Raw genomic sequence first — 1068 nt, 5'->3', positions numbered from 1 at the left:
CCGGCGGACAGGGCGCCGGCTCCACCGCCCTGCTGGACCGCGACCCGTCCGGCCCGGCCCCGCTGGACCGCACCGGCGACGGCGCGGAGTTCGACCTGGTGGACGAGGACATGGACTACACCGGCCAGGGCCGCCGCCCGATCGCCAACGTGGCCGTGGCCATCCTCGGCATCGGCTGGGCCCTGCACGTCTTCGCCGTGGTGGCCCGCGGCCTGGCCGCCAGCCGTGTGCCCTGGGGAAACCTCTACGAGTTCATGACCACGGGCGCCCTGCTGGTGACCACCGTCTACCTGGTCTTCCTGTTCCGCAAGGACCTGCGCTTCGTGGGGACCTTCGTCACCGGCCTGGTGGTGGCCATGATGTGCGCGGCCACCATGGGCTTCCCGACGCCGGTGGGTCACCTGCAGCCGCCGCTGCAGTCCCCGTGGCTCGTCATCCACGTGTCCATCGCCGTGCTCGCCACCGCGCTGTTCACCCTGACCGCGGCGATGTCCATCCTGCAGCTGGTCCAGTCCAACGCCCAGACCCGCCTGACGCAGGGTCGGAGCACCTGGTCCTTCCTGCGCCTGGTGCCGACCGCCGGCTCGCTGGAGAACTGGTCCTACCGCATCAACGCCGTGGGCTTCGTGATGTGGTCCTTCACCCTGATCGCCGGCGCCATCTGGGCCGAGGCCGCCTGGGGCCGCTACTGGAACTGGGACACCAAGGAGGTGTGGACCTTCGTGATCTGGGTGGTCTACGCCGCCTACCTGCACGCCCGCGCCACCCGCGGCTGGACCGGCAACCGCTCGGCCTGGCTCTCGATCATCGGGTTCGCCTGCATCGTGTTCAACTACACGATCGTGAACATGTACTTCCCGGGCCTGCACTCCTACGCCGGCGTCCCGGAGTGATCCGGGCGGTCGCACACGCGCGAACAGACTCCTGAACAGAGACGTGGGGCCCCGGACATCAGGTCCGGGGCCCCACCTCTGTGTTCTGACGTCTGCGGTGTGCCCGCCGTCGGCCTCGGGCCGGTATCAGCGGCCGGCGGGGGCGTCCGGGCCCGGTGCCGTCGCCGCAGCCGCC

At 70.8% G+C, this 1068-nt stretch carries 1 protein-coding gene; it reads left to right on the top strand.

All coding sequences use genetic code 11. The annotated features are described in order from the left end of the window. Window positions 1–893: c-type cytochrome biogenesis protein CcsB (gene ccsB, locus AC2W7A_RS12735; protein ID WP_485991652.1), on the top strand; the 893-nt coding region annotated here is incomplete at its 5' end. Window positions 894–1068: the final 175 nt, after the last annotated feature.

Source organism: Micrococcus sp. LASM2_SD2, from assembly GCF_057364565.1.
The sequence above is the reverse complement of the archived record's forward strand: the minus strand, read 5'-3'. Positions and strand labels throughout refer to the sequence as shown.